The sequence below is a fragment of the Candidatus Brocadiaceae bacterium genome (assembly GCA_012728835.1).
Taxonomy (GTDB): Bacteria; Planctomycetota; Brocadiia; order SM23-32; family SM23-32; genus JAAYEJ01.
Genome location: JAAYEJ010000008.1, coordinates 1 through 25337, shown reverse-complemented (window position 1 = coordinate 25337; position 25337 = coordinate 1). Strand labels below are relative to the sequence as shown.

At 70.2% G+C, this 25337-nt stretch carries 25 protein-coding genes; 12 read left to right on the top strand and 13 right to left on the bottom strand.

The window, feature by feature from the left end:
- Nucleotides 1–15 precede the first annotated feature (15 nt).
- Both GXY85_00895 and GXY85_00890 read right to left on the bottom strand, forming a co-directional pair.
- A complete protein-coding gene (locus GXY85_00895) occupies nucleotides 16–660 on the bottom strand; it encodes a 50S ribosomal protein L25 (protein ID NLW49385.1) in 645 nt (214 codons plus the stop codon).
- Between the two features lie 228 nt (nucleotides 661–888).
- Complete coding sequence (locus GXY85_00890) at nucleotides 889–2091, bottom strand: hypothetical protein (protein ID NLW49384.1); 1203 nt, start codon at nucleotides 2089–2091, stop codon at nucleotides 889–891.
- A gap of 161 nt (nucleotides 2092–2252) precedes the next feature.
- Here GXY85_00890 and GXY85_00885 point away from each other — a divergent pair, with 161 nt between their 5' ends.
- On the top strand, nucleotides 2253–2768 hold the full coding sequence (locus GXY85_00885) for a nitroreductase (protein NLW49383.1): 516 nt from the start codon (nucleotides 2253–2255) through the stop codon (nucleotides 2766–2768).
- A 112-nt stretch (nucleotides 2769–2880) separates the two neighbouring features.
- Complete coding sequence (locus GXY85_00880) at nucleotides 2881–3516, top strand: DUF4230 domain-containing protein (protein ID NLW49382.1); 636 nt, start codon at nucleotides 2881–2883, stop codon at nucleotides 3514–3516.
- A 97-nt stretch (nucleotides 3517–3613) separates the two neighbouring features.
- Here the strand turns inward: GXY85_00880 and GXY85_00875 are convergent, their stop codons facing one another.
- The gene (locus tag GXY85_00875) at nucleotides 3614–3865 is read right to left on the bottom strand and encodes a hypothetical protein (protein ID NLW49381.1); all 252 of its coding nucleotides are present in this window, start codon (nucleotides 3863–3865) and stop codon (nucleotides 3614–3616) included.
- Between the two features lie 278 nt (nucleotides 3866–4143).
- Between GXY85_00875 and GXY85_00870 the strand changes: the two genes are divergently transcribed.
- The 6 genes from GXY85_00870 to GXY85_00845 all read left to right on the top strand — a co-directional run bounded on the left by GXY85_00870 (nucleotide 4144) and on the right by GXY85_00845 (nucleotide 10074).
- Complete coding sequence (locus GXY85_00870) at nucleotides 4144–4923, top strand: TIGR00730 family Rossman fold protein (protein NLW49380.1); 780 nt, start codon at nucleotides 4144–4146, stop codon at nucleotides 4921–4923.
- A 158-nt stretch (nucleotides 4924–5081) separates the two neighbouring features.
- Nucleotides 5082–5759: a (d)CMP kinase gene (locus tag GXY85_00865; protein NLW49379.1), complete on the top strand. Its 678-nt coding sequence runs from the start codon at nucleotides 5082–5084 to the stop codon at nucleotides 5757–5759.
- 18 nt (nucleotides 5760–5777) lie between these two features.
- Nucleotides 5778–6431 carry a 1-acyl-sn-glycerol-3-phosphate acyltransferase gene (locus GXY85_00860; GenBank protein ID NLW49378.1) on the top strand — a complete coding sequence of 218 codons (654 nt, stop codon included), beginning with the start codon at nucleotides 5778–5780 and terminating at the stop codon, nucleotides 6429–6431.
- 108 nt (nucleotides 6432–6539) lie between these two features.
- Nucleotides 6540–8561: a 30S ribosomal protein S1 gene (locus tag GXY85_00855; GenBank protein ID NLW49377.1), complete on the top strand. Its 2022-nt coding sequence runs from the start codon at nucleotides 6540–6542 to the stop codon at nucleotides 8559–8561.
- Nucleotides 8562–8680: 119 nt separating this feature from the next.
- Entirely contained in the window at nucleotides 8681–9514 is an 834-nt protein-coding gene (locus tag GXY85_00850; protein ID NLW49376.1) for an RNA polymerase sigma factor RpoD/SigA, read from the top strand.
- 32 nt (nucleotides 9515–9546) lie between these two features.
- Nucleotides 9547–10074 carry an adenine phosphoribosyltransferase gene (locus GXY85_00845; GenBank protein ID NLW49375.1) on the top strand — a complete coding sequence of 176 codons (528 nt, stop codon included), beginning with the start codon at nucleotides 9547–9549 and terminating at the stop codon, nucleotides 10072–10074.
- Between the two features lie 85 nt (nucleotides 10075–10159).
- On the opposite strand, the gene GXY85_00840 is transcribed toward GXY85_00845, so the two are convergent.
- From GXY85_00840 to rpsO, 4 genes are all read right to left on the bottom strand, one after another.
- Nucleotides 10160–10999, bottom strand: a complete 840-nt coding sequence (locus GXY85_00840) for an ATP-binding cassette domain-containing protein (GenBank protein ID NLW49374.1) — start codon at nucleotides 10997–10999, stop codon at nucleotides 10160–10162.
- 458 nt (nucleotides 11000–11457) lie between these two features.
- Entirely contained in the window at nucleotides 11458–12822 is a 1365-nt protein-coding gene (locus GXY85_00835; protein NLW49373.1) for a sigma-54-dependent Fis family transcriptional regulator, read from the bottom strand.
- Nucleotides 12823–12941: 119 nt separating this feature from the next.
- The gene (locus GXY85_00830; GenBank protein ID NLW49372.1) at nucleotides 12942–15038 is read right to left on the bottom strand and encodes a polyribonucleotide nucleotidyltransferase; all 2097 of its coding nucleotides are present in this window, start codon (nucleotides 15036–15038) and stop codon (nucleotides 12942–12944) included.
- A gap of 291 nt (nucleotides 15039–15329) precedes the next feature.
- Nucleotides 15330–15593, bottom strand: a complete 264-nt coding sequence (gene rpsO / locus GXY85_00825) for a 30S ribosomal protein S15 (GenBank protein ID NLW49371.1) — start codon at nucleotides 15591–15593, stop codon at nucleotides 15330–15332.
- 273 nt (nucleotides 15594–15866) lie between these two features.
- Here rpsO and GXY85_00820 point away from each other — a divergent pair, with 273 nt between their 5' ends.
- The 4 genes from GXY85_00820 (at nucleotide 15867) to GXY85_00805 (ending at nucleotide 20127) form a co-directional block, all read left to right on the top strand.
- Nucleotides 15867–16886: a Gfo/Idh/MocA family oxidoreductase gene (locus GXY85_00820; GenBank protein NLW49370.1), complete on the top strand. Its 1020-nt coding sequence runs from the start codon at nucleotides 15867–15869 to the stop codon at nucleotides 16884–16886.
- Between the two features lie 98 nt (nucleotides 16887–16984).
- Entirely contained in the window at nucleotides 16985–17935 is a 951-nt protein-coding gene (locus GXY85_00815) for a MoxR family ATPase (protein ID NLW49369.1), read from the top strand.
- Nucleotides 17936–17963: 28 nt separating this feature from the next.
- On the top strand, nucleotides 17964–19151 hold the full coding sequence (locus tag GXY85_00810; GenBank protein ID NLW49368.1) for a hypothetical protein: 1188 nt from the start codon (nucleotides 17964–17966) through the stop codon (nucleotides 19149–19151).
- A 13-nt stretch (nucleotides 19152–19164) separates the two neighbouring features.
- Nucleotides 19165–20127, top strand: a complete 963-nt coding sequence (locus tag GXY85_00805; GenBank protein NLW49367.1) for an aldo/keto reductase — start codon at nucleotides 19165–19167, stop codon at nucleotides 20125–20127.
- Nucleotides 20128–20152: 25 nt separating this feature from the next.
- Here GXY85_00805 and GXY85_00800 read toward each other — a convergent pair whose 3' ends face one another.
- From GXY85_00800 to GXY85_00775, 6 genes are all read right to left on the bottom strand, one after another.
- A complete protein-coding gene (locus tag GXY85_00800) occupies nucleotides 20153–20845 on the bottom strand; it encodes a PIG-L family deacetylase (GenBank protein ID NLW49366.1) in 693 nt (230 codons plus the stop codon).
- A gap of 35 nt (nucleotides 20846–20880) precedes the next feature.
- Entirely contained in the window at nucleotides 20881–21354 is a 474-nt protein-coding gene (gene smpB, locus GXY85_00795) for an SsrA-binding protein SmpB (GenBank protein NLW49365.1), read from the bottom strand.
- 9 nt (nucleotides 21355–21363) lie between these two features.
- Nucleotides 21364–22752, bottom strand: a complete 1389-nt coding sequence (locus GXY85_00790) for a YihY family inner membrane protein (protein ID NLW49364.1) — start codon at nucleotides 22750–22752, stop codon at nucleotides 21364–21366.
- A 39-nt stretch (nucleotides 22753–22791) separates the two neighbouring features.
- Complete coding sequence (locus GXY85_00785; GenBank protein NLW49363.1) at nucleotides 22792–23040, bottom strand: GlsB/YeaQ/YmgE family stress response membrane protein; 249 nt, start codon at nucleotides 23038–23040, stop codon at nucleotides 22792–22794.
- A 54-nt stretch (nucleotides 23041–23094) separates the two neighbouring features.
- Nucleotides 23095–24003, bottom strand: coding sequence for an AsmA family protein (locus tag GXY85_00780; GenBank protein ID NLW49362.1), 909 nt, complete (start codon nucleotides 24001–24003; stop codon nucleotides 23095–23097).
- Between the two features lie 273 nt (nucleotides 24004–24276).
- Nucleotides 24277–25337, bottom strand: a 1061-nt coding sequence (locus GXY85_00775) for an ABC-F family ATP-binding cassette domain-containing protein (GenBank protein NLW49361.1), incomplete at its 5' end; no start/stop codon positions are given.

Here is a 25337-nt window from a genome sequence, read left to right as displayed (position 1 = left end):
CGGTGCGGACGGGCGCTATTCCTCGTCGCCCGCGCCTTCAGCGGCCGCCCGGCCGATGACCTCGGGCTCGGCCGACGTCTCCTCGCCCAGCCCTTCGGCTTCCTTCTCTTCCAGGTCGGCCGGCGGGGCCACGGCGACCACGACGGCGTCCGCGTCGTCGATGACCTTCACACCGTCGGGCAGCTTCAGGTCGCTGACGCGGATGTCGTCGCCGATCTCCAGCGCCGCCACCTCCGCGCGCAGCTTCTCGGGCACCGCCGTGGGCATGCACTCCACCTCCACCTCGTGGAGCTGGACGTCCAGCACGCCTCCGGCCTTCACGCCGGCGGCCTCGCCGTGCACCTCGATGGGCACGCGGACGACGATGACCTCCGTCAGGGAGATGCGCTGCAGGTCCACGTGCAGGATGTGGTCGCCGAGGGCGTCGAACTGAATCTCCCTGACCTGCGTGTTCTCCTCGTGGCCGTCCCAGAGGACCTGCACGATCAGGCTGTGCTCTGCCAGGAGCTTCTCGACGTCGCCACGCCGCACGCTGAGCATCGCGTTGGGTTCGCCGCGTCCGTACACGACGGCGGGCACCAGGCCCTGCTTGCGCAGTCTCCGGCAGCCCCTCAACCCGCTGGCATCGCGCGGCTGAGCTTGCAGTTGTGCTATATCCATGGGAATCGCTCTCTGCTCGGTGAAGACACGGCTTGCCCTGACGACGGGGCCGTTCCGCCACAGTGCCGCCCCGCAGAGGCCTTCGTTGGGGAAGACGTGCAGGGGATGAGCCAGGCGGACGCTGCCGCGCGGGTCGCCGCTTTCCGCACTACCTTATACCAGAGCCGGCGGTGCCTGTCAACGAACGCGAGCGCCTTCCTGCGCGCCGCACGGGCCGAACGCGCCCGGCTACGGGGCGCGGACGAACCGCGCCTCCGCCCAGTCCGCGAACTGGCCGCTCAGGGCGGTCGGGTCGGCCGACTCGGCGATCAGCGTCACCCGGCGTGCGCCGGCGATGTCCGCCGTCACCGCGATCGGGGCGTCCCCGCCGTGCAGCGCATCGCTCCGGAAGACGGCGCGGCCGTCGGCCTCCACCCGGAAGACCACCGCGCCCGAGGCCCCGGCGGCGTCGTCCACCCCGACGAGGGCGCACAGGTGCGTGTAGTCCCCGTCCGGCGCAAACTCCATCTCCGTGCGCACGTGCATCCCGATGCCCGTCGAGAACGCCTCACCGCCCATCCGCAGCGGAGGCCCTGCGACCGAGGCGTCGAACCGGGGGGGCCAGACGACGTCCAGCAGGGGGGTCGTGGCCACGCGGGCCGGTTGAAGGTCGCTCAGGCAGCGGTGGCGTTCGGACGCGACACGGACCCGCGCCAGGCGCGCGGCCTCGATCGTCCATCGCGCGCCGGCGCCGAGGCCGCTGAGCCGCCCGCCCCTCAGCTCGAAGGCGTCCAGCGGAACCGCCGTGCCGTCGGCCAGCAGCACCCGGTGGACGGGCGCCGGCGCCCGGTCGCCCACCGGGCCGAGCACGATCCATCCCACGGCGTCCCACCCCAGGGAGCGGCGGCGGCCGCCGCCGATCGTCAACTCCACACCGTCCTCTCCCAGGGCCTCCACCGTGCAGGCCAGGACCTGGCCATGCGGTCCGCGCTCCGCCCTCAGCAGGTCATGGCCCGTCGGCGGGTCTGCCATCGCGGCCTCGAATGCGCGGCGGTCCTCCGCCGGCGCCTGCAGGGCGGCGCGGGTTGCAAGGCCCCGGAGCGAACCGAGGGGCATGCCCTCGGCACGCCACCCGTATCCGAGCAGCGTCAGAGCCCCGCCGGGCGCCGGTTCGGTCCGGACGCGACGCACCGCCAGGCGGTGGCCGCCGGCCGTCCAAACGGTCAGAGGGGGCGGCAGGGGGGGCTCGGAGACGGGGGCCAGGACCAGATCGCGGAAGGCGTCCAGCGGGTGCGACGTCCGACGGCCGTCCTGAAGGAGCACGACGGTCCCGGCGTCGACCGAGACCAGCAGGCCGCTCTCGGCCCCCCAGGCGACGCGGCGGCATTCGACGGGGGGCGTGGCGGCAGCGGCGGCCGATGCGGCGATGAAGCAGATCAGCGCGGAGAGCAATCCGGGCTCCTCCCGTGGGTTCCGGGGGGCATTATACGCGGATCGACGCGCCGGGGGCCACCGCGGTCAGGGCCGCTCCGGTTTGACGGTGCCTTCGGCCCGCCCGTATAATCCAACGTGTTCGACCGTGCTCGCTTGCATACAGAGCAGAGAGGTGTCACATGGACGTGTTCGAGGCGATCGAGTTGCGTCGCAGCGTGCGGGCCTGGGCCGACCGTCCCGTGGAGGACGAGAAGGTGCGCCGCGTGCTCGAGGCGGCCCGGCTGGCGCCGTCTGCGCGGAACCTCCAGGAGTGGAAGTTCGTGGTCGTCCGGGACGCCGAGCTGCGGCGGCAGTTGACCGAGGCGGCCAACGGGCAGGCGTTCGTCGGGGACGCGCCCGTGGTCATTGCGGCGTGCGCGACGTCGCACGACCACGTGATGTCGTGCGGGCACCCGAGCTTCCTTGTGGACCTGTCGATTGCGCTCGAACACATCGCGCTGGCGGCGCGGGCGGTCGGGCTGGGGACCTGCTGGGTCGGGGCGTTCAGCCAGGACGCGGTGCGCCGGATCCTGGGCATTCCGGACTCGGTGCAGGTCGTGGAGCTGATGCCGCTGGGGTATCCGGCGGCCTGGCCCGGCCCGCGTGGCCGCAAGGCCTTCGACGAGGTCGTCTGCTGCGACCGCTGGAGCGACTGACCGCCTGCCTGGGAGGGACCTGGCCGGGATGAAATGGGCCGGCATCATCCTGCTCGTCGTGTTGTGCGTCTACATGGCTCTGCGTCTGGTCTCCTGCTGAGCCGGGGGGGGCATGGGCACGCCGAATGAGCCGCGTGCGTCGACGTTCGGCCTGCGGGGGCTGCTGCGGGTCGTGGGGGTCGTGGTGCTGCTGGCCTTCGGCGCGGTGGCCGCCAGGGGGCTGGTGAAGCTGCGTGCGGCGCCGTTCGAGTGGCACACGGTGCAGGACGCCACGATGGAGTTCCTGCGGCAGGAGCAGCTTCTGTTCCTGGTGACGGACCGCGTCGTGACGCGCCTGGACGTGAGCCTCAAGGAGGGCAGCCTGCTCATGGGCTGGCGCGAGAGCGTGCTGATCGGGACCGTGGAGTTCTTCTGCGGGATCGACCTTGCGCGGATCGGGCCGGACGCGCTGGCGTGGCAGGACGGTACGGTCGTGGTGACGGTGCCGGACCCGGAGGTGCTGAAGGTGGCCGTGGACACGGGTTCGCTGACGCTGTTCAGCAAGCGCAGCGGGCTGATCGCGCTCAGGGACCAGCTTTCGAAGCGGGACGTGCGCGCCGAGTTGGAGAGGCAACTGGAGGTGCGGGCGCGGGCGTTCGCGCGGGAGGAGCGGCTGCTGCCGGGCCGGGACGACATGGTACGGCGGCTGAACGAGTGGGCGGCGCCGCTGCTTGCGGCCCAGGTGAACGCCGGCGTGCGCTTCCGGTGAGGGTATGGCACAGAGGCGAACCTGCGGGTTCGCCTCGCGGCTTGAACCGGCCGCCTGCGGGGCCTCCGGCCGGCGGAGGCCCCGGGCTTCGAGCCGTCTATTCCACGCGGATGGAGATGGTCTTCTTCTCTTCGCTCAGATTAATGAGCTCTCCGCTGGCCCCTTCCTGGATCATCTCGACGATCAGTTGGGGGTCGATTCCGCCGAGCTTGCCCTCGGGCAGCATCCGGAGCGCCTGCTCCGCCAGGGCGACGGGTATGCGCATGTTGATGTAGGACTGTTCGCCGGTCTGTTCGATGACGGCGTTGTGATCCACGACCGTGACGCACAGGAATCGTCCGTCAGCCATTCCTCCTGCTCTCCTTTCCGCGCTGGGTCTGCGCTTCGGTTCGGGTTCCGGCGGGCCGGACACTTCGAACGTTTCCAGGCCTTCGTCGCTCATCGTTTCTGCCTCCCGGCCGATCTGCGGGGTCGTTCCTCAGTTCCTCCCGTGGTTATATCGGAAAACGGAAGCGTGTCAAACGAAACCCGTCGCGGATTCCCCGCCCGATCGCCGGGCGGCGTTGCATCGCGAGACCGCGCGGCCTTAGAATCGCATGAAGGCCAATTTTCAGGGGATCTGTGCATATGGGTGGAAGCGGTCGGGACGGTTCGTCGGGGAGGCCGGTGAGGGCGCCGCGCAGCGGCACGCGCAGCGTGCGGGCCGATTTCGAGCTGCTGGACGCCTCGCGGCAGACGCGGGAGTTCACGGGCACGGACACGTGGCGTGTCTTCCGGATCATGAGCGAGTTCGTGGAGGGCTTCGAGGAGCTGTCGCGGCTCGGTCCTGCGGTCTCGGTCTTCGGGGGGGCGCGGGTCACGGAGAGCGACCCCTGGTACGACGTGGCCCGGCAGACGGCCCGCCTGCTGGCCGAGAGCAGCATCACGGTCATCACCGGCGGGGGCCCCGGCATCATGGAGGCGGCCAACCGCGGCGCGCGCGAGGGCGGGGGGATCTCGGTCGGGCTCAACATCGAGCTGCCGCACGAGCAGGCCCCGAACCCCTACACCGACCAGATGCTGGAGTTCCACTACTTCTTCGTGCGCAAGGTGATGTTCCTGAAGTACTCGGTCGGCTTCATCCTGCTCCCCGGGGGCTTCGGGACGCTGGATGAGATGTTCGAGGCCCTCACGCTGGTGCAGACGAAGCGCAACCCGAACTTCGGCGTGGTGCTGGTCGGGCGCTCCTACTGGCAGGGGCTCCTGGATTGGCTGAAGGTCCAGCCGCTCGGGGGCGGCTACATCGCCCCCGGCGACATCGATATCATGAAGCTGACCGACGACCCGGCCGAGGCCGTGGCGTGCGTGCGCCGGCGGCTGCACGAGGTGGCCAGGCGTGCCGCGCGCCAGGACGACGCGCAGGCGTAGGCGCGCGCGCACGCGTAGGCGCGCGGCCGAGGCGCGCGTTGTCCGGTTGCGCGGCCGCGCCCGGTCGGGTATAGTGACGTTCCGGGATGCCCGTGTGGGCCGGTACCGTTCCGGCGCCATGCGACCCGCCGTTGTCCAGCCACGCGAGGACCGGGCCGTTGGTGATCACTGTGGACGGGCCGGCGGCCGCCGGCAAGAGCACCGTAGCGCGACGGCTTGCGCGGCGTCTGGGGTTCCGTTACCTGGATACGGGCGCGATGTACCGTGCGGCGACCTGGAAGGCGCTGCAGGCCGGAGTGGACATGGCGGACGCGGCGGCCGTTGCCGCCGTGGCGGCGGGTGTGCGTATCGAGCTGGTGCCGGACGGAGACGGCCTGCGGGTGATCTGCGAGGGATGCGACGTGACGGAGGCGATCCGCACCCCCGAGGTGACCGAGAGCATCTACCACGTCGCCGACCTGCCGGCCGCGCGCAGGCCGCTGATCGAGGAGCAGCGCCGGCTGGGAACGCGGTTCGACCTGGTGGCCGAGGGCCGCGACCAGGGCACGGAGGTGTTCCCGGATGCCGACGTGAAGTTCTACCTGGACGCCTCGCTCGAGGAGCGGGCGCGGCGCCGTCTGGCGGACATGGCGCGGGCCGACTGCCCCCTGAGCGCCGACGAGGTGATGCGGCAGGTGGCCGGCCGCGACGATCGCGACCGCACCCGGCCTGTCGGGGCGTTGCGGCGCACCGACGAGATGATCTGGATTGACAGCACACGGATGAGTGTGGACGAGGTCGTCGAGGTGATGGCGGCCGAAATCTCCCGGCGCGGGCTGCTGCCGGGGCTCTCTTAGCAGCGGTGGCACCGGGCCGTGGACCTCGGCAGACGCGTCAGTTGGGCGACTCGCTCGGTCGGGGTCGTGGTGGTTCGCGCCCCGATGACGGCCTGGCTGCGGCCGCGGCACTTCAACGTGCCCGACCTGCGCCGGTTCCGGGGCGGCCTGCTGATCGCCTCGAACCACGAGAGCTTCTTCGACCCGGTGCTGGTCGGCATGGGGCTGCCCGTGCCGATCTACTACCTGGCGCGGCGGAGCCTGTTCCGGGTGCCTGTGTTCGGCCAGCTCATCCATACCGTCGGTGCCCGGCCGGTCAGCCGGGACGCGGTGGACAGCCAGTCGTTGCGGCTGATGCTGACGCTGCTGCGGAAGGGGCAGCGGCTGCTGATGTTCCCGGAGGGGACGCGCACGCGCGACGGCTCTCTGGGGCCGTTCAAGCGCGGCGTGGCCGCCGTGGCCGCGCGCGTGGGCGTGCCGGTGCTGCCGGTGGCCGTGGCGGGCGCGCGGGAGGCCTGGCCGGCCTCGCGCGTGCTGCCGCGCACCGGGCGCACCGCCGTGGCCTACGGGGAGCCGATGGTTTCGCGCGGCGTGGATCCGGACGAATTGACGGCGCGATTGCGTGCCGAGGTCCGTCGGCTTCGGGCCTTTCTGCGGCTGTATCTGGGCCTGGACCCGGTGCCGGCGCAATGACGGCCTGCCGTTCTGTCGGGCGGAGGCGGCCGCTTCCGGCGGCTTCCGGCGTTTCGCCCGTGGCTGTGTGCCACAGACGACAACTTTTTCTACGTACCCAGGTGTAACATGGCTCGACGCGACATTCTTGGAGAATTCGGTATCGATCCCGAGGGGATCGAGAAGGAGCTACAGCAGGCCCTGCGCAGTCTGACGGCGGAGGAGCTCGAGAAGAGCCTGGACGAATCGGTCAGGGACTACAGCCTGGACACCATCCTGGAGGGCCGCGTGATCGGTGTCAGCGGCGACGAAGTGATGGTGGACGTGGGCTACAAGAGCGAAGGAGCCGTGCCGCGGCACGAGTGGGAGCGTGAGGAGCCGAAGGTCGGCGACGTCGTCGAGGTGCTGCTGGAGGCCATCGAGGACGATGCGGGCCTGGTGCAGCTCTCCAAGCGCAAGGCCGACCGCATTCGGAACTGGGAGCGAGTTGTCGCCCGCTACGACGAGGGCGACGTCGTCACCGGCGCCGTCATGCGCAAGATCAAGGGCGGCCTGCTCGTGGACATCGGCGTGCCCGTCTTCCTGCCGGCCAGTCAGGTGGACATCCGGCGGCCGGGCGAGATTGCCGACTACATCGGCACGAAGCTGACCTGCCGCATCCTCAAGGTCGACGAAGACCGCCGCAACATCGTCGTCTCGCGCCGGCAGCTCATCGAGAACCAGCGCAAGATCATGAAGGCGCGCATGCTCAGGCAGCTTGCCAAGGGCCAGATCCGCCCGGGCAAGGTGAAGAACATCGTCGACTTCGGCGCGTTCGTCGACCTGGGCGGCATCGACGGTCTGCTGCACATCACGGACATGAGCTGGGGTCGCATCAGCCATCCCAGCGAGATCGTCGCCATCGACGACCTGATCGAGGTGATGATCCTCAACGTGGACGTGGAGAAGGAGAAGGTGGCCCTCGGGCTGAAGCAGAAGACGGCCAGCCCCTGGGAGAACATCGAGCAGAAGTACCCGGTCGGCGCCGAGGTCAGCGGCGAGGTCGTCAACCTGATGAGCTACGGGGCCTTCGTGAAGATCGAGGAGGGCGTCGAGGGGCTCGTGCACATCAGCGAGATGTCCTGGACCCGCCGCATCAATCACCCCAGCGAGGTGGTGGCCATCGGCGACGCCGTGGACGTGGTCGTGCTGGGCATCAACAAGGAGAAGGAGGAGATCAGCCTGGGGATGAAGCAGACCGAGCAGAACCCCTGGGAGCTGGTCCAGAAGAACTACCCGCCGGGAACCGAGGTGGTCGGCCGTGTGCGCAACCTGACCAGCTACGGTGCCTTCATCGAGATCGAAGAGGGTATCGACGGTCTGCTCCACGTCAGCGACATGTCCTGGACCCGCAAGGTCTCGCACCCGTCGGAGGTCGTGCAGAAGGGCGAGACGGTCCGGACCGTCGTGCTGGAGGTCGACCCGGCCAAGCGGCGCGTCGCGCTGGGGCTGAAGCAGCTCGAGGCGGACCCCTGGGAGCAGGACATCCCGTCCCGCTACCAGTCCGGCGACCTGGTGCGCGGCCGTGTCACGAAGCTCACCAGCTTTGGAGCCTTCGTTGAGGTCGAGGAAGGCCTGGAGGGCCTGCTCCACGTCAGCGAGCTGAGCGAGAAGAAGATCCCGTCTCCGGAGGAGATCGTGGACGTCGGCGACGTGCTCGACGTGCGCGTCATCCGCGTCGATGCCGAGGCACGCAAGATCGGCCTCAGCCTGCGCACCGACGGCCCCGTCGAGGATGAGGGCGCCCCGAGGATCGTCATCCGCAGCGACCAGCTGGAGGAGGCCGAGGACCCCGCCAAGATGGTGCAGGACGCCATGTCGCAGGCGCCGCAGTTCGAGCGGGGACGCGAGGGCGTCGGGCCGGCCGCACGGCCCGCCACCGGTCTGAACATCCCGCTGAGCGTTGTGTCCCGGCACGAGGAGGCGCCGGAGGCTGCGCCGTCCGAAACGGCCGAGGAGCAGGACCCGGAGGAGGACGATTCCTTCCTCACGGAGGAACTCGAAGCCCTGGCCGACGGGGTCGAGGACGAGACCTGCGAAGGCGGTGAGTCCGAAACCGTCGTCGATGAGCCGGGCGAGGAGGATGAACCCGGACGGACCGAGGGGGTCTGACGCAAGCGACCGCCTCGGCGTCCGCAGCAGTGCCGAGTGCCCGAGCGTCCGCTTCCGCACCGTCGCGGGAGCGGACGCCTTCGGGGCCTGTGCGTGCCCGAGCCGGGAGGGGGTGTGCCATGCGGCCGGAGGGACAGGAGTCCGCACTGGCGGCCTACCTGCGCGAGGTTGCCGCCCACCCGCTTCTGACCAAGGACCGTGAGCGCGAGCTGGCCGTCGCCCACCGGCGGGACGGCGATGCCGGCGCCCGCGAACGGCTCATCCTGTCCAACCTCCGCCTCGTCGTCAGCATCGCGCGCGAGTATGCCGGCCGGGGCGTGGAGCTGACGGACCTGATCGCGGAGGGCAACCTCGGCCTTCTGCACGCTGTGGACCGGTTCGACCCCGAGCGGGGCGTGCGCTTCAGCACCCACGCAACGTGGTGGATCCGCCGCGCCATCCGCCGGGCCGTCCGTTCCAGCGCCCGTACCATCCGCATCCCCGCCTACATGGCGGACATCGTGGCCCGGGCCAAGCAGACGCAGGCCGAGCTTCAGGGCCGGCTCGGGCGGGAGCCCTCCATGGAGGAACTCGCCGACGAGATGGCCCTCAGCGGCCCGCGGGCGCTGTTCCTGCAGAGGGCCCTTGCGGCGGAGCCCGCCAGCCTGTATGAGAACCTGGGCGACGGCCCTGAGTCGGACATGTCCCTGGCCGCCATGCTGGCCGCCCCGGAGTCCGACCGGCCCGACCGCCTCGTGTTCGAGCGCATGGAGATGGAGGCCCTGCGCGGTGTTCTGGAGGCCATCGATGAGCGGGAGGCCCGCATACTGTCATTGCGCTTCGGACTGGGCGAGGACGGCCCCCTGACGCTGCGGGCCGCCGGGCGCCGCATGGGCCTGAGCCGCGAGCGCGTCCGGCAGATCGAGAAGGAAGCCCTGGGCAAGCTGAAGGAAGCGCTTGGCGGCCAGGGGTGAGGTGTCGGACCAGCCCTAACGAAGGAGAACACATGGATCTGAAGAGCCGCATCCGCAAGATCGCCGACTTCCCGAAGCCCGGGATCGTGTTCATCGACATCACGACACTGATCAAGGATGCCAGCGGGTTCCAGGCGGCCGTCGACGCCCTCGCCGAGCCGTTTGCCGGCGAACAGGTCGATGTCGTGATGGCCGCCGAGGCCCGCGGCTTCATCTTCGGCGGGGCCGTCGCCTGCCGGCTCGGCGCGGGGTTCGTGCCCGTCCGCAAGCCCGGCAAGCTGCCCGCCGAGACCGTGGAGCGGTCTTACGAACTCGAATACGGCACCGACACCCTGACGGTCCACCGCGACGCGATCCGGCCCGGCCAGCGGGTGCTGGTGCTGGACGACCTGCTGGCGACCGGCGGCACGGCCGCCGCCTGCTGCGACCTGGTGGAGGAACTCGGCGGCGAGGTCGTCGCCTGCGCCTTCCTGGTGGAGCTGAGCTTCCTGCCCGGCCGCGAGAAGCTCGCCGGCCGCCGCGTCGTGGCACTCCTGGACTACCCGACCGAGGAACCGTAAGCCCGCCGCGGCGGGGGACGGGATGGCGCGCTTCGGCGTGACCGAGTGGGAGGGCGGCGGGCAGGAGTGAAAGGCGTCCGGGCGCCTACCCGGGCCGCGGTGGGTCCGGCTCGGGGCAGGGGCGCCCGTCACCCCCGCGCGGGATGATCCACGTGCGTCCGCGTTCGCGCACGAGGCGCAGCGGGATGCCGAAGGTGGCCTCCAGGTTCGGTTCGGTCAGCACGTCCTCCTTGCGTCCGGCGGCGACCGACCGTCCGCTGCGCAGCAGCAGCACGTGCGAGATGCTCGGCACGATCTCCTCCGGGTGGTGCGTCACGAGCACACGGGGCACGTGGGGGCGTTCGCGACAGGCGGCCTCCAGGGCGGCCAGCAGGTCCTCTCGGGCGGCCACGTCCAGCCCGGCGCAGGGCTCGTCCAGGATGGCCAGTTCGCAGTCGGCCATGGCGCTGCGGGCGATCAGGCACCGCTGGCGCTGTCCGGTGGACATCAGGCTGTATCGGACGTCGGCCAGGTGCTCGAGGCCCATGCGGCGCAGGACGGCGCGGGCCCTTTCCATCTCCTCCGGCTCCGGGCGTGCGTAGAAGCCCAGGGACGCATAGCGGCCGCTCAGGACGACCTCCAGGCCCGTTGTGGCGCCGCGGTGCTTGAGCATCACGTCACCGAGGGCGGCGCTGACCAGCGCCACGCGCTCGCGGGCGCGTGGGAGCACGATCTCGCTGAAGTAGCCGTCCAGCAGGAACACGCGGCCGGTGCTGGCGGGCTGGTATCCGGTGGCGATCATGATCAGGGACGTCTTGCCGGCGCCGTTCGGCCCGAGGACGGCCCAGTGCTCGCCCCGGCGGACCGTCCAGGAGACGCCGTGGAGGACCCGGGCATGGGCGCGGCGAAAGGTCACCTCTTCGAGGCTGAGCACGACGCGGTCCATCGGGGTGCTCCCGTGGCGGCTTGAGGACGACGAAGGGGCCATCGTGTGCGGGCATGCCCGTGCATGCCGGTGGGCGTGGGGGGGTCGCGGGACGCGCCAAAGAAAAATGCGGGTGGGCTGGGGTGAGCCCACCCGCAAGAGGGGCTGCTGTCGGGGAGGGGGGCGCTCACCCGACAGCTCACGACGCTGTATCATTAGGTGGGAGCGTCGTGACTAAGAGACAGGCAGCTGATGCAGAATAGAGCAAAGAGCATGCCAGTGTCAAGACGAGCCACTGTCCCGTGCCACCTCTTCTTCTCGCGTTTTGCCTAAGCATCAATGAGCGTGCGACTTAGGGCGATTTCGTCATCGCCGTTCCGCTATTCATAGACTACCACATCCGGGGTCGCTCGGCAAGCGTGTGTCCCTTTTTTTCAGATGCGGGCCGAAGAGTCGGAACATTTTGCGCACGCCGGAGGTCACCGGAGGCCGTACTTCTCGATCTTCCGGTAGAGGGTACGCTCGCCGATTCCGAGGAGTTCGGCGGCCTTCTCCCGGTTTCCGTCGACCAGTTCCAGGGTGCGGGCGATGTGGCGTTTCTCGACCTCTTCGAGGGGCTGGCCGGCCAGGGCGGCCAGCGAGGGTTCGGCAAGGCTCGCCCCGGCCTGTTCGAGCATGTAGTCGGGCAGGTCGTCCTCGCCCAGGATGTCGTCGGTGGTGGCCACGACCATGTGCTCGATGCAGTTGCGGAGTTCGCGCACGTTGCCCGGCCATGCGTAGCGGTAGAGAGCCTTGCGCACGGACGGCTTGAGGGTGCGGATGGACTTGCCGTAGGCGCGGGCGAACTCGCGCAGGTAGTGGTCGACCAGGAGCGGGATGTCGCCCTGGCGTTCCCTGAGTTCGGGCAGGCGGATGGTGACGACGTTGAGGCGGTAGAACAGATCGCGCCGGAACGTGCCGTCCGCGATGCTCTGGTGCAGATTCTGGTTCGTGGCGGCCACCAGGCGGACGTCCACGCGGATCGGCTCGTTGCTGCCCACGCGGACGATCTCGCCGTGTTCCAGCACGCGGAGCAGCTTGGTCTGGCTGGCCAGGGGCATGTCGCCGATCTCGTCGAGGAACAGCGTGCCGTGGTTGGCGTATTCGAACAGGCCCACGCGCGCGCTGACGGCCCCGGTGAAGGCGCCCTTTTCGTGCCCGAAGAGTTCGCTCTCCAGGATGGTCTCGACCAGGCCGGCGCAGTTGAGGGGCACGAAGCGGTTGTGGCGGCGGTCGCTGTTGTAGTGGATCGCGCGGGCGATCAGCTCCTTGCCGGTGCCCGTGTCGCCCTGGATCAGCACGGTGGCGTTGGTGCGTGCGACCTGCGCGACGCGCCCGAAGACCTTCTGCATCGGGCGGCTGCTGCCGATGATGTTGTCGAACCCGTAGCGCCGCGTCAGTTCGCTCTGCATGAGGGCGCGGTCGCGGGTCAGGGCCACGCGTTCGACCGCGCGGTCGACGATCATCGTCAGTTCGGCGGGATTGACGGGGGCTTCCAGGTAGTAGAGGGCGCCGGCGCGCATGGCGGCGACGGCCTCGTCGGCCCGGCCATGGGGGGTGATGACGATCACCTGGCAGTCGGGGTTGCCGTTGCGGGCGGCGGCCAGGACGGCGAAGCCTCGTTCGCCGGCGGCTTCGAGGGCGACCACGACGACGTCATAGCGGCCGGAGCGGGCTTCCTCGATTCCGGCGTCCAGGCCGGGGGCGGCCGTACAGGCGTGGCCGGCCTCCTGGAGTGCCCGGCCGGCCGCCTGGGCCGTTTCGCTGTCTTCGGCGGCCACCAGCACGTTTGCGTGGTCGTCCATGTGCGCGTCCCCTGACCGCGGCTCACGGATCGCCCGCCCGGACGGCGACGTCTCGGCCGGTGGGCACGGGCCGCAGGGCAGGCGCCCGGCGGCCCGACGCGGCCCCTGAACGCCTGGGATCAGGCGTCCGCCTCGTCCTTCAGGGCGGCCTTGCGGCTCAGCCGCACCCGGCCATCGTCCGCACTGATGACCTTCACCTTCATCCGGTCGCCGACCTTGCAGACCTCGGAGACCTCCTTGACGTAGCCGTCATCGAGCTGGCTGATGTGGCAGAGGCCGTCGGCGCCCGGGAAGAGCTCGATGATGGCGCCGAAGTCCTTCAGTTCGGTGACCGTGCCTTCGTAGACGGCCCCGACGGTGACCGACTGGCCGAGCATGCGGATGTACTCCGCCGCCTCGGCGGCGCGGCCGCCGCGTTCGCTGGAGACGGTGACGCTGCCGTCGTCTTCCACCTCGATGTTGCACTCGTACTTCTCTTCGAGGCCCTTGATCGTCTTGCCGCCCGGGCCGATGAGCTTGCCGATCATGTCCGGGGCGATCTTGACCTGCACGAGCACCGGCGCGTAGGGGGAGATCTCGGCGCGCGGCTGGGGCAGCGTGCGCAGCATGGCGCGCAGTATCTCCAGCCGGGCCTCGCGGGCCTGGTCCATCGCCTTGCGCAGCAGGTCCAGGCCGATGCCCCGCACCTTGAGGTCCATCTGCATGGACGTGATGCCGTGCTGGGTGCCGGCCACCTTCAGGTCCATGTCGCCGTGGTGGTCCTCGGCGCCCGCGATGTCGGTCAGGATAAAGGTCTTGTCGCCTTCCTTGACCAGTCCCATGGCGATCCCGGCAACGGGGTTGGTGATCGGCACGCCGGCGTCCATCAGGCAGAGCGTGCCGCCGCAGACGCTGGCCATGGAGGAGGACCCGTTGGACTCCAGGACGTCGGACACGATCCGGATCGTGTAGGGGAAGGCCTCGCCGTCGGGCAGGATCGGCTCCAGTGCGCGCTCGGCCAGGTCCCCGTGCCCGAGGTCGCGGCGGCTCGGGCCGCGGGCGGGCTTGACCTCACCGACGCTGAAGGGCGGGAAGTTGTAGTGGAGCATGAACTTCTTGGACGGTTCTTCGACCAGCGGATCGAGCACGCGCTGCTCGTCCTGCACCGTGCCGAGGGTGGCGACGGCCAGGACCTGCGTCTCGCCGCGGGTGAAGACGGCCGATCCGTGGGTGCGGGGCAGCAGGCCGACCTGGCAGGAGATGGGGCGCAGTTGGTTCGGCGCCCGTCCGTCCGCGCGGCGGCCTTCGGCCACGAGCTGGTCGCGCATGGCGCGGTTCTCGAGCGCGTCGAATGCCGCGTAGACCTCCCCGCCCGTGATGGTTTCGGGGTCTTCGTCGTCGACCAGTGCCTCGATCGCCTCGTCGCGCAGGGCGCGCACGGCGCGGGCTCGTTCCAGCTTGCCGGAGGTCCGATGCGCCTCGACGAAGCGGTCGCCGTAACGGGGGCGCAGCGCTTCGAGCGCCCTGTCGTACTGCACGCGCGGCTCCCATTCCCGCTTGGGCCTGCCGCACTGATCGACCAGCGACCGGATCAGGGCGAGGATCTCGGCGTTGACGTCGTGCGCGCACTGAATGGCGGTTGCCACGTCGTCCTCGGGGATCTCCCGCGCCGCCCCTTCGACCATCACCACGCTGTCGGCCACGCTGGCGACGACCATGTCCAACTCGCTGCCGTCGCGCTGTTCGTGCGTGGGGTTGATGACGAACTCATCGTTGACCAGGCCCACGCGACAGCCGCTGATGGGGCCGTGGAAGGGGATGTCGCTGATGGCCAGGGCCGCCGAGGAGGCGATCATGGCCAGCACGTCGGGGTCGTTCTCGCCGTCGCTGCTGAGCACCCAGGCGGTGACCTGTACCTCTTCGTGATAGCCTTCGGGGAACAGGGGCCGCAGCGGGCGGTCGACCATGCGGCAGGTCAGCACTTCCTTCTCGGTCGGGCGCCCCTCCCGCTTGATGATGCCGCCCGGGAACTGCCCGGCGGCGTACTGCTTCTCGCGGTATTCGACCCCCAGGGGGAAGAACGGCACGCCCCGCGCGTCCGGCACTGCCATGACGGCGGCCATCACGACCGTATCTCCATACTGCACCAGCACGGCGCCATCGGCCTGCTTGGCCAGCTCGCCGGTCTCAATGCTCAACACGCGCTCCGCGATCCTTTTCTCCACTCTCGTCTTCAATGCTCATCCCTCGGATGACAAACGGAAATCGACCCGACTCGGCACACACGTCCAATGACGTCGCTGTCTGCGCAGGGGAGCGGCTCGGCCGCCGGAAAGTAGCCCTGGTGCGCCCTCCATACGACCCGCAGACCCCGCGCGCACACGCCGGACCAGCCGGTCCGCCGCGGGTGCGGGGCAGTGAGGTGACTCTGGGGAATGCGTAGTGCGCACCGTCCGCGTTCTGTCGAACGCGCTACGCCTGCCGGCGCCGACGGACTGCGCAGGTGGGACAACCGGAGTTATCTTCCCTCACTTCCTCAACTTCAGCGTCTCGATCAGTCCCCGATACCGGGTCGGATTCTCGCGCATCAGGTACTTCAGCAGGGCCGAACGCTTCCCGACCATCTTCAACAGGCCCTGACGCGATGCGTGGTCCTTCTTGTGGGTTCGCAGGTGCTCGGTCAGCTCCCTGATGCGTTCCGTCAACAGGGCCACCTGCACGTCCGGCGAACCGGTATCGGTCTCGTGCGTCCGAAACTGCTCGACTATTGCCGTCTTGCGGTCCTTTTCCATCTGCGACGCAACTCGCCTTCTCTCTGGCGACGCTCCAACCCCCGGCGGCTCCCTGGCCGCCCTATCTTCGACGATTATAGCGGGATATGCACGGCGCCGCAAGTGCCGGCCCCGGATCCGGCAGGCCCCCGCACGCGCGGCCGAGACCGCCACGCTGCCCGACGGGGGGCGTCGGGAGGCGTCCCGCCGGCCGGAAGTCCGCTGCCTGCTTGCCACAGGGGCGAGGCTTGGGTAGAATCGCGCGCGCATTTCCGCCAACTCAGGAGCGCGACCGTGAGGGTGATCCAGGTGGGCGCAGGCGGGTTCGGCCGCACGTGGCTGCCCCGCGTCCGGAGCGACGACACGGTCTCCCTGGCCGCCCTCGTCGATGTCGACGAGGCGACGCTGGATGCCGCCCGGGAGGCGACCGGCCTGAGTCCGTCCGCGTGCCTGACGGACTTCCGCAAGGCCTTCCGGACCGTCCAGGCCGAGGCCGTGCTGATCGTCACGCCGGCGCCCCTCCACCACGAGGTGGCCCTGGCGGCGTTCGACTGCGGGCTGCACGTGCTGACCGAGAAGCCGCTGGCCGACTCCATGCCGCACGCGTGTCTGGTCGTAGAGGCGGCGCGCCGGGCGGGGCGCGCCCTGATGGTGAGCCAGAACTACCGCTTCCGCCCCTGGGCCCGCACGATGCGCCGGATCATCCGTTCGGGCGAGTTCGGCCGGCCCGAGGCCCTCTCCGTGCGGTTTGCGCGGTCGGTCAGCTTCCGAGACGCCCTGCGCGCCCGGCTGGACCGCCCCCTCGTGCGCGACATGAGCATCCACCACTTCGACCTGATGCGCGCCCTGACGGGCCGGGACCCGGTGACGGTGTACGCGCGCACGTGGCAGCCCTCCTGGAGCCCGTTTGAGGAGGACGCGTGCGCGGCCGCGCTGCTGGAGTTCGAGGACGGCCTGAAGGTCGTCTACGAAGGGAGCTGGGTCTCGCGCGGGCCGCAGACGGCGTGGGACGGCCACTGGTCCGTGGAATGCCGCGACGCCCTGCTGGAGTTCTGCGACGGCCGGGTGCACGTCCGGCCGTCGGCGCACCCGGACACGGACAGCGAGGTGGAACTCGACCCGGGGCCCGTCAGCGGGCAGGCGGCCGTCCTGGCCGAGTTCCGGCGGGCGGTGGCCGAGGGCCGGGAACCCGAGACCAGCGGGCGCGACAACCTGGTCAGCCTGGCCACGGCCATGGCCGTGGCGCAGTCGTCCCGGGAGCGCCGGCCGGTGTCGGTTGCCGAACTGCTGGAGGCGTCGGACCGAACCCCGTAGGCCCCCCCACACCTGCACACGGAGCGTGCCCCGACGTGGCGTCCAAAGAAAGCGGCTTCGCCAGACGGCTGGACGAGTTCAGCGTGCACGTGGAGGCGATGCTGGGCCAGTTGACGCGCGCCGTCTACGGTCAGGACGAGGTCCTGCGGCAGCTTCTGGCCGGGATACTCGCCCGCGGCCACTGCCTGATGGTCGGGGTGCCGGGGCTGGCCAAGACCATGATGGTCTCCCTGCTGGCGCAGATCACGTCGCTGACCTTCCGGCGCGTGCAGTTCACGCCGGACCTGATGCCCAGCGACATCACGGGCACGAACGTGCTCGACGAGAGCACCGGCAAGCGCGAGTTCCGCTTCGTGCCCGGCCCGCTGTTCGCCCACATCGTCCTGGGCGACGAGATCAACCGCACACCGCCCAAGACGCAGGCCGCCCTGCTCCAGGCGATGCAGGAACGCCAGGTGACCGTCGGGCAGACCACCTACGACCTGCCGCGCCCCTTCTTCGTCATCGCCACGCAGAACCCCATCGAGCAGGAAGGCACCTATCCCCTGCCCGAGGCCCAGCTCGACCGCTTCATGCTCAACATCCACGTGGGCTACCCGGACGAGGCCATGGAGCAGCGCGTCCTGGAGGAGACCACGCGCGGCCGGCGACCCCGGCTCGAGGAGGTCATCGGCGGCCAGCAGATACTCGCCATGCAGGACCTGGTGGAGGAGATCGTCGCCTCCCCCTACGTGATGCGCTATGCCACGGCCCTGATCCGCGCCAGCCGGCCGTCGTCCGACACGGCCCCGCCGTTCGTGCGGGAGATGGTCGACTGGGGCGCCGGCCCCCGTGCGGGCCAGCACCTGGTGCTGACGGCCAAGGCCGTGGCCGCCATGGACGGCCGGCTCAACGTGGCCATCGACGACATCCGCACCGTGGCCGTCCCCGTTCTCCGCCATCGAATCGCGTGCAACTTCCAGGCCCAGGCCGAGTCGGTCGACAGTGTCGATATCGTGCGCATGCTCCTGGACGAGATCCCCGAGCCCGACGTCAAGAAGTACGAATAGCGCCGTCTGCGCTGCGCGCGGAGTCCCCATGGCAGCCACGTCTTTCAGATGCGTCGTCTTCGGAGCGGGAGCGCTCGGGCTCGGGTTCCTGGGGCCGGAACTGGCCCCCGAGGCCCCGGTCGTCTTCGTGGACGTGCCGGCCCGGGCCGACCTGGCGGCCCCGCTGCGCGCGGCCGGGTGCTACGTGTTCAACGAGGCCGGGCTGTCGCTCCGGACCGTCCGGGTCGGCAACGTGGACGCTCTCTGCCTGGACGCACGCACCACGCCCGAGGTGCTCGGGGTGCTGGAAGGCGCCGACCTGGTCATCACGGCCGTCGGCGCGTCGAATCTGCACCGCCTGGTGCCGCTGCTGTCCCGTGCGGCGGCCGAGCGCCCGGCCCGTCGTCCGCTGCGCATCGCCTGTGCCGAGAACGGCGTCGAGATCGCCGCGGGGCTGCGCCGCGCCATCGAGCAGGCGGCGGGCGGCGGGTTCGCGGCCGCCCCGTTGATCGGCGACACGGTCATGGGGCGGATGTGCACGATCGTCCAGCCCGTCCGGCCGCCCCTGCAGCCGCCGGCCCCCGGGCTCGACTGGGCGGTCGTGGCCGAGCCGTTCTATGGCATTCCCGTGCAGGAGCATGTTCTGGACGGCCTGGACAACCTGCCAGCCGCCCTGGAGCCCCAGGCGCCCGCCCGCTTCCGGGCGTCCGAGGACGTGAAGATGCTCTCGCACAACGGGCTCCACTTTGTGCTCGCCTGCCTGGGCCGGCTGCGGGGCGTGCAGACGTTCCCGGAGCTTCGCGTGCAGCCGGACCTGCTGGAACTGGGGCGGCGCCTGCTGATCGACGAAGCGGGGGCCGCCCTGCAGGCCCGGCACGGGGCGGCGCTGGGGCGCAGCGAGTACATGAACTACTGCGACGCCATCCTGCGCCGGATCACGTCGCCGCTGCTGAACGACCCGATCGCGCGCGGCGTGCGCGCGATCATGCGCAAGCTCGAACCGGGCGAGCGCATCGTCTATGGCCTGCGGACGGTCGCCGCCCGGGGCGTCGAGCCGGTCGCCTTCGCCACGGGCCTGGCAGCGGCCGTTCGGATCGCCCGAGAGACGGGCCAGACGCATCAGGGACTGCGGGAGGTGCTCGCGGGCCACTGTGGACTGGCCCCGGACAGGGACGCCGAGTTGGCCGCGCTCGTGGAGGCGCAGGACGCGGCGCTTGCCCGTTCCGGGCCGAGTTGAAGGAGTGTGGGGCATGCAGTACGGCAGGATACCGGGCATCGACAAGGACGTTTCGCGTCTGGTGATGGGCATCGAGGTCGCCCGCCGGCCCGATGGCGGCGAACCGTTCCCGCTGATGGACGCTCTGTTCGAGCGCGGCGCCACGGCGTTCGACACGGCGCACGTGTACGGAGAGAAGGCGGAGCGGACACTCGGGCGGTGGATCGCCGAGCGCGGCGTGCGCCGGCAGGTGGTCATTATCGGGAAGGGCGCGCATCCCACAAATCGGCAGCGGGTCACACCGGAGGACATCGCCTCCGACCTGCGCGAGTCCCTCGAGCGGCTGGGCACGGACTACATCGACCTCTACCTGCTGCACCGCGACAACCCGGACGTGCCCGTCGGCCCGATCGTGGACGCCCTGAACAGGGAGCGCGAGGCGGGCCTCATCCGCGCCTTCGGCGGCTCCAACTGGACCCATCAGCGGCTGCAGCAGGCGAACGAATACGCCGAGGCGCACGGCCTGACGCCGCTGGTCGCCAGCAGCCCCAACTACAGCCTGGCCGAGCAGATCGAGGAGACCTGGGCGGGCTGCCTGAGCATCGGCGGGGCGGCCGGCGCCGATGCGCGCGCGTGGTACCGGCGCACGCAGATGCCCGTGTTTGCCTGGAGCAGCATGGCCCGCGGTTTCATGGCCGGCCGCATCACGCGGGAGGCGTACGAACACGACCCCGGCGCGATCGACGAGGCGACGCGCAGGGGGTTCTGCCACGAGGTCAACTTCCGCCGGCTCGACCGCGCGATGGAACTGGCCCGCCGCAAGGGCGTCACGGTCGCCCAGATCGCCATGGCCTTCGTCGTGAGCCAGGGGCTGAACGTCTTCCCCATCTGCGCCTGCATGGCCCCGCGCGAACTCGAGGAGAACGTCGCGGCCATGGAACTCAGACTGACGCGTGAGGAATGCGCCTGGCTGGACCTGGAGCGGGCGGACGTCTGAACCGGCCGGGCGGCCGCGGTGCGGCCTACAGGTCCAGGAGGAGCGCCCCCGACGGGCGGCCCCAGCGGCCGGTCGTCACGGGGTAGAGCGTCTTGAATGCCTCCGCAAAGGGGCACCGCGCCATCATGCCCCGAATCGCGTTGCGCCGGATGATGTACTCCCGGCGCTCCTCGCTCGGGTACTGCGACCGATGGCAGGCGACCATCGCCCGTTTCTGCTCGATCACGCCGGAGATGTCGACGTAGATGTCCGGGACGAACTGGTTCGTCTGGCCGCCGATGTCGTTCTCCCCCATGTAGACCTCGGTCGTCCCGCGCAGGTCGGACAGCAGCAGCGCCTTCATGGTGATCTCGTAGACGGCCGTGTGGTCTTCGTGCTCGTTGATCGGCCACAGGGTGAAGACGGCGGCCGGGCGCAGGTCGGTCAGGATGCCGGCCACCATGTCGCAGATGGCCTTGTCGGCGTAGAGCTCGCCGTTCACCCTGTCCAGGAAGGTCAGTTGCGCGCCCATCAGGGCACAGGCGGCGGCCTCTTCCTTTTCCCGGATGGCGCCCGCCTCAGCGTACGTCTTGCCGCGGATGCCGCGCTCCCCGCGCGTGGCGCAGAGCACGTGGACGTCGTAGCGGTCCTTGAGCAGCAGGGCCGTGGCGCCCATGGCGTTGGAGGAGTCGTCCGGGTGGGCGGTCACATACACGATGTTCGGCCTGGAGTCGGTCATGGGGAGTCTCCTGGTGGGGTCCTGTGCGCGGCCGCTTACCGGCGGCCCCGCCGGCCGAGTTCGGCGGCGGTGTCCTTGCGGCGCTGTCGGGCCTCCTTCTTGTCGCGGTCGTCCCAGTGCTTGCGGCGGCGGGCCAGCCCGATCTGCACCTTTGCGTAGCCGCCCTTGAAGTAGAGCCGCATCGGCACCAGCGTATACCCGCGCTCGGTGCAGCGGGCGATGATGCGGTCCAGCTCACGGCGCTGGAGCAGGAGCTTTCGCGGCCGCTTGGGGTCATGGTTGAACTGGCTGGCCGGGCCGTAGGGGGGGATGTGCATGTCGAACAGGAAGACCTCATCCCCCTTGGGCCGCGCGTAGGCCTCGTTGAGGCTGCAGGTGCCCTCGCGCAGGCTCTTCACCTCGGTGCCCTGGAGCACGATCCCCGCCTCGTAGCTGTCTTCGATGACGAAGTCGTGCCGGGCGCGCCGGTTGTGCGCGACCACCGCGATGCCTGATTCCTGTCTGGCCATGGACGCATTCTACTGCCGGGGCCGACGGGGGGCAAAGGGGGGGGCGGGGCGTGCTGCGTCCGGCCCGGCCGCCGCCCTCAGAAGGGGCGTGTTCGCGGGCGAGCGGCGGAGTTCCTCGCGGAACGCGCGGAGGCTGTCGGCCAGCTCCTCGAGTTCGGGCGACTCGGCGGGGCGCAGCGTGTCGCCGCCGCGGTCGTCCAGCGCCTCCAGAACGAACGCGATCGTCAGTTGCTCCGGCGGGCGGGCGGGCAGGTGGGCGAGGTCCTTGGCGTTCTCGATGGGCGTCTCCGACAGGACGCGGGCCTCGACCAGCTCGTGCAGTATCTCGGTGGTCAGGCGGATGGGCACGCCCACCTGGCGCGAGATCTCGGCGGCCGTCAGGGGGTTCAGGCCGCCCGCGAATCTCTGCACGACGACCTGGACGATGCGCAGCGCCACGAGCCGTTTGGACGAGCGGCTGGCCAGCCGGCAGTCCGGCTCGAACTCGTAGGTCTCCACGTTCTGCGACGCAAACGAGAGTTCCGCCCCGAAGAGCACGATGAGCCAACTGAGCTGCAGCCAGACCAGGAAGAGTGGGAGGGCGGCGAAGCTCCCGTAGACGGCGTTGTACTTCGCCACGCCCACCTGGAAGGCGATGTAGACCCACTGCACGATCTGGTAGAGCGTGCCCGCCACGACGCCGCCCAGCAGCGCGGATCGGAACCGCACCCTGGTGTTCGGCATGACGATGTAGGCGAACGCGAACAGGCCCCAGCCGAGGCAGTAGGGCAGCAGCCGCAGCAGCCGCGTGACCACGGGCGCCAGGAAGCCCAGCAGGCTCACGCCCTGCACGAAGCCCTGCACCTTGCCGGCCACCAGAACGGTCACGCCGCCGGACACGATCAGCAGCACGGGGCCGATGAGCATCATGGACAGGTAGTCGGCGAAGCGGCGCGGCAGCGGGCGCTGCTCCTCCACGCCCCAGATCGCGTTGAAGGACTTCTCGACGTGCGTGAGCACCTTGATGACCGTCCAGAACAGCACCGCGATGCCCACGCCGGCGATCACGCCGCCGCGCGCGCTCTCAAGGAGCGACTGCGAGAACCGAATGAGGTGGTCGGCGACCTCCGGCTGGCCGTGCAGCGCCGTGCGGATCCGCTCCTCCAGCATCGCCTCCAGGCCGAACCCCTTGGCCACGCCGAACGTCATGGCCACGGCGGGCACGATGGAGAGGACCGTGAAGTACGTCAGCGCCGACGCCCGGAGGCTGCAGCGGTCCGTCCGGAAGCCGCGCAGGGCCAGGAGGACGATGCGGACCTGCCGGATCAGGAACGAACGGCTCGGCGGCAGGTCCCTGGACCGGACCCGCCACACGTCGCCCTTCAGGAACCGCACCACACGACCGACCTTGCGCCGCACCATCCCCTCTCCCATGCGAGCCGACGCTTGCCGGGCGTGCTACGCCTTTCGCAGGACGCCGATGACGAACAGGAGCACGACCGCGCCGACCACGGCCGTGATCAGCACGCCGATCAGGCTGCCGTCGTTCCTCAGGCCCACCAGTCCGAAAAGGACGCTGCCGGCTGCGGCCCCCAGCACGCCCACGACCATGTTCCCGACCAGGCCGAAGCCCCGGCCCTTCATCAGCTTGCCGGCGATCCAGCCCGCCACGATCCCGATCAGCAGGAAGCTGATGATCTCGCTCATGTCCACGGATCTTCTCCTCCGCAGTGGGCGGCCCCGACGGCGGCCGCAGGCTGCTCACTCTCCTTCGTCCGCACCATCCGCCTCGGCCGGCTCGTCCTTGCCGCCGGGCAGGACGCCGCGGATGAGCCCCGTCGCCTTGTCGCCTGCACTCTTTGCCGCGCCGGCGGCGGCCGCCCCGGCGTCCTTCGCCGCCTCGGCCGCGCTGCCCGCCGCGTCCTTGGCCGCTGATGCGGCCGCTCCGGCGGCTTCCGTCGCGGCCTGGGCCGCCTGCCCGGCCACGGCCAGCGCCTCCTGGCCGAGCGCCTGAACCTGCTCCAGGGGCAGCACGCTCCCGGCGGCGCCGACCACGGACGTGTAGAGCGACCTGACTACGTCGGCCAGCACGCCGCCGACCGTCTGCACGGTGCCGTCAGCCGGGGCGAGGTCGGTGATCTCGAGCCGCGGCAGCGGCACGGTCGCGCCGCCCACGGCAGGCACGCCCGCGATGCGCACCTTGCCGTTCGAGAACACGATCCGGTCCACCCGCACGCTCTTCTGGCTCTTCTTCCTGGCCTCCTCCTGCTTCGGCTCGCTCTCCAGGTTCTCCAGCAACGTGCCCCAGTTCGTCCGGGTGCCGTCGAACTCCAGCGTGATCTCGGGGCCGTCGATGACAACCTCGCGGATGATCAGTTCGTCCTTCCGAATCGACCCGAGGTCCACCGTCGTGTGCGCATGGCCCAGCTTGAACATGCCGGGCTCTGAAAAGCCCTCCGGGCTGCCGAGCAGCAGGCCGTCCAGGCCGACGGTGCCGTTCGGGACGTCCACCGTCGCCCCCTCCAACGTCGTCGACACGCCCAGGACCATCGTGCCGCCCTTCTCGACGCCGACCTTGATGATCTTGTCCAGATTCGAGTAGACAAGGAGCCCCCCGGCCACGATGACGACCAGAACGACCACGAACGCAATGAGCAGCTTCTTCTTCACGTCCGGTCCTCCCCCTGAAATGGTCAGTTCCCCGGCCCATGCCGGCAGATGTGCACTTTCTTGCGGGGACAGACGACACGGTGCCCCCCCCCGGCTCCGAAGCATCGCCCGGACGGGACCACCGGGCGGTCCGCGCAGAATCGACTCCCATGAGGATATGCGATTCGCGGCGGTTCTTCAATGGGTGACCGGCGCCGTTCCGGCACGCCGCGCGTGTTCGCCCGGCCGGGGGGCGGGGGTCCCTGCCGCTGCGCCCCCCCGGCCGCCGGCCGTTCACTCGCTCGCGGCCAGCCACTCCTGGTAGAGGCGGTCCAGGCGTTCCTGCAACTGCTCCAGTTCGGCGGCCAGCCGCCGCGCCTCCCGGCGGTTGCGGTGGCGGAAGGCGTTCTCCATCCGTCCTTCCAGGGACACCTTGTCCCGTTCAAGTTCGCCGATCTGCTTCTCCAGCACGGCCGTCGGCGCGGACCGTCCCCTGGCCGCTCGCTCGCGCACCTTTGCCCGGGTGGCGATCCGGCCGGAGGTCCGGGAGATGCGCCGGCGAGCCTCCCAGAACTCGGTGAATCCGCCGGTGTAGGAATGCAGGCGCCGGTCCCGCACCTCGACGACCCGCTCGACGATCTTGTCCAGGAAGTAGCGGTCATGCGAGACCACCAGCAGCGTCCCCTGATAGTCGCCGAGCGCGTCCTCGACGGCCTCGCGCGCCAGGATGTCCAGGTGGTTGGTCGGCTCGTCCAGGATGAGGAAGTTCGGCCGGTCCACCATGAGGCGCGCCAGCTGCAGGCGGTTGCGTTCGCCGCCCGACAGGTCGCCGACGCGTTTGTTCATGTCGTCCCGGCTGAACAGGAACCGGGCCAGGATGCCGTAGGCGTCGCGCCGGGCCACGCCGAGCGACATGACCTCGTCGGCCACGCGGCGATCGGCGCGCAGGACCTCCTGCTGCTGGGCGCAGTAGCCGATGGTCAGGCTGGGGCCGACGCGGATGGTGGCGTTCTGCCAGTCGCCCTGCTCGATGACGTCGCGCAGGAGGGAGGTCTTGCCGCAGCCGTTCGGGCCGACCAGCGCCACGCGTTCGCCGCAGGAGACGAGCAGGTCGACAGCGTCGAACAGCCGGCGCTCGCCGAACGCCTTGCTGTAGCCGCGCAGTTGCAGGGCGATGTCGGCCCGGCTGCCCTCGGTCCTGAAGTCGGGCTTGATGCCGGACGGCCCGAGCGTCGGCCGCTCCACGGCCTGGGCCTTCTCGCGTTCGAGCTGCTTGCGGCGTGCGCGCAGCCGCTTGCCCCATGCGGGATCGCTGCGCCCGCGGGCGATGTCGGCGAACCGCTGAACGAGCTTCT

Excerpts from the sequence above, each read along its gene's own strand:
- GXY85_00870 (NLW49380.1), top strand. The coding sequence starts at position 4,144 with ATGGGTGGAAGCGGTCGGGACGGTTCGTCGGGGAGGCCGGTGAGGGCG.
- GXY85_00855 (NLW49377.1), top strand. The coding sequence starts at position 6,540 with ATGGCTCGACGCGACATTCTTGGAGAATTCGGTATCGATCCCGAGGGG.
- rpsO (NLW49371.1), bottom strand. The coding sequence starts at position 15,593 with ATGGAAAAGGACCGCAAGACGGCAATAGTCGAGCAGTTTCGGACGCAC.
- GXY85_00815 (NLW49369.1), top strand. The coding sequence starts at position 16,985 with ATGCTGGGCCAGTTGACGCGCGCCGTCTACGGTCAGGACGAGGTCCTG.
- GXY85_00835 (NLW49373.1), bottom strand. The coding sequence starts at position 12,822 with ATGGACGACCACGCAAACGTGCTGGTGGCCGCCGAAGACAGCGAAACG.
- GXY85_00850 (NLW49376.1), top strand. The coding sequence starts at position 8,681 with ATGCGGCCGGAGGGACAGGAGTCCGCACTGGCGGCCTACCTGCGCGAG.
- GXY85_00810 (NLW49368.1), top strand. The coding sequence starts at position 17,964 with ATGGCAGCCACGTCTTTCAGATGCGTCGTCTTCGGAGCGGGAGCGCTC.
- GXY85_00800 (NLW49366.1), bottom strand. The coding sequence starts at position 20,845 with ATGACCGACTCCAGGCCGAACATCGTGTATGTGACCGCCCACCCGGAC.
- GXY85_00895 (NLW49385.1), bottom strand. The coding sequence starts at position 660 with ATGGATATAGCACAACTGCAAGCTCAGCCGCGCGATGCCAGCGGGTTG.
- GXY85_00880 (NLW49382.1), top strand. The coding sequence starts at position 2,881 with ATGGGCACGCCGAATGAGCCGCGTGCGTCGACGTTCGGCCTGCGGGGG.
- GXY85_00785 (NLW49363.1), bottom strand. The coding sequence starts at position 23,040 with ATGAGCGAGATCATCAGCTTCCTGCTGATCGGGATCGTGGCGGGCTGG.
- GXY85_00875 (NLW49381.1), bottom strand. The coding sequence starts at position 3,865 with ATGGCTGACGGACGATTCCTGTGCGTCACGGTCGTGGATCACAACGCC.
- smpB (NLW49365.1), bottom strand. The coding sequence starts at position 21,354 with ATGGCCAGACAGGAATCAGGCATCGCGGTGGTCGCGCACAACCGGCGC.
- GXY85_00845 (NLW49375.1), top strand. The coding sequence starts at position 9,547 with ATGGATCTGAAGAGCCGCATCCGCAAGATCGCCGACTTCCCGAAGCCC.
- GXY85_00805 (NLW49367.1), top strand. The coding sequence starts at position 19,165 with ATGCAGTACGGCAGGATACCGGGCATCGACAAGGACGTTTCGCGTCTG.
- GXY85_00885 (NLW49383.1), top strand. The coding sequence starts at position 2,253 with ATGGACGTGTTCGAGGCGATCGAGTTGCGTCGCAGCGTGCGGGCCTGG.
- GXY85_00840 (NLW49374.1), bottom strand. The coding sequence starts at position 10,999 with ATGGACCGCGTCGTGCTCAGCCTCGAAGAGGTGACCTTTCGCCGCGCC.